Origin of the sequence: Mixta sp. (assembly GCF_024610815.1) — a bacterium.
GTDB classification, from domain to species: domain Bacteria; phylum Pseudomonadota; class Gammaproteobacteria; order Enterobacterales; family Enterobacteriaceae; genus Mixta; species Mixta calida.
In genome coordinates, this window is the sequence record NZ_JANION010000059.1 from 1 (window position 1) to 1,573 (window position 1,573).

The 1,573-nt window shown below is 52.8% G+C and carries 2 protein-coding genes; both read left to right on the plus strand.

Annotated elements, in window-relative coordinates:
• Nucleotides 1-262: hypothetical protein (locus MYY08_RS03645; protein WP_288013233.1), on the plus strand; the 262-nt coding region annotated here is incomplete at its 5' end.
• Between the two features lie 214 nt (nucleotides 263-476).
• On the plus strand, nucleotides 477-1,451 hold the full coding sequence (gene cysB / locus MYY08_RS03650; RefSeq protein ID WP_038625921.1) for an HTH-type transcriptional regulator CysB: 975 nt from the start codon (nucleotides 477-479) through the stop codon (nucleotides 1,449-1,451).
• Nucleotides 1,452-1,573 lie beyond the last annotated feature (122 nt).

Sequence of the window (1,573 nt, forward strand, 5' to 3'; positions counted from 1 at the left end):
ATTCCTGGCCGCCAACACCTTCCCGAAATCGCGTGAAACCCGCGCGCCGCTGGTCGAGGAGCTGCAACGCTTCCGCGATCGCCTGCCGGAAAAGCTGCGCTATTTAGCCGATGCGCCAGCAACAGACGATCAGGGCAATAAGACGCTGGTGCGCTTCAGTCGTAAGACGAAGCAGCAGTACGTCAGCTCCGAGAAGGAGGGAAAGGCCACCGGCTGGTCCGCCTTCTATGTCGACGGCGAATGGCGCGTCACGGAAAAATAAGCGTCCCGCTTCACAAGGCCAGTCATCGACTGGCCTTTTCTTTTACTGCCTTATAGCTAAAAGCTATACATCAGACACGAAAATGTTATAGTTGTTATAGCTTTACCTTCTGAATTTTCCTGGTGCTATACCCGTCCGCGGCGCCTTTGCTTAGAGGCGTTTCCCCTGATTGCGCGCGGGTTCAGCGCGTGGCGTTATCTCGGGATGAATAACTATGAAATTGCAGCAGCTGCGTTACATCGTGGAAGTGGTTAATCACAATCTGAACGTTTCTTCTACCGCCGAAGGGCTGTACACCTCGCAGCCGGGTATCAGCAAGCAGGTGCGCATGCTGGAAGATGAGCTGGGCATTCAGATTTTTGCCCGCAGCGGCAAACATCTGACGCAGGTCACGCCAGCTGGCGAAGAAATTATTCGGATCGCGCGTGAAGTGCTGTCAAAAGTGGATGCGATTAAATCCGTCGCTGGCGAACACACCTGGCCGGATAAAGGCTCGCTTTATGTCGCGACCACCCATACGCAGGCGCGTTACGCTTTGCCGGGCGTGATTAAAGGCTTTATCGAACGCTATCCGCGTGTCTCGCTGCATATGCATCAGGGCTCGCCGACGCAGATCGCGGAGGCAGTCTCAAAAGGGAACGCCGATTTCGCCATCGCCACCGAAGCGCTGCATCTTTATGATGATTTAATTATGTTGCCTTGCTACCACTGGAACCGGGCGATTGTCGTCACGCCCGATCATCCGTTAGCGGGGAAAAGCAATGTCACCATTGAGGAACTGGCGGAATATCCGCTGGTCACCTATACCTTCGGCTTTACCGGGCGTTCTGAGCTGGATACTGCCTTTAATCGGGCAGGACTGTCGCCGCGCATCGTCTTCACCGCGACCGATGCCGACGTGATTAAAACCTATGTACGGCTGGGGCTGGGCGTAGGCGTTATCGCCAGCATGGCGGTCGATCCGGTCTCCGATCCCGACCTGGTGCGTATTGAAGCCTCTGAAATCTTCACCAACAGCACAACGAAAATCGGCTTCAGGCGCAGCACCTTTTTACGCAGCTATATGTATGATTTTATTCAGCGTTTTGCGCCGCATCTGACCCGCGACGTAGTAGATGCCGCCGTCGCTTTGCGCTCTAACGAAGATATTGAAGCGATGTTTAAAGATATTCGCCTGCCCTATAAATAATTAAACCCCAGAAATTAACAGGGAATAAGGCCGCCTTCGCGGCCTTTTTTCTTTAATACCAACTGATTGCACAGATTTCAGAATCTTTAGGATCATTTTTCTGTAAATGAAACATTCATCAC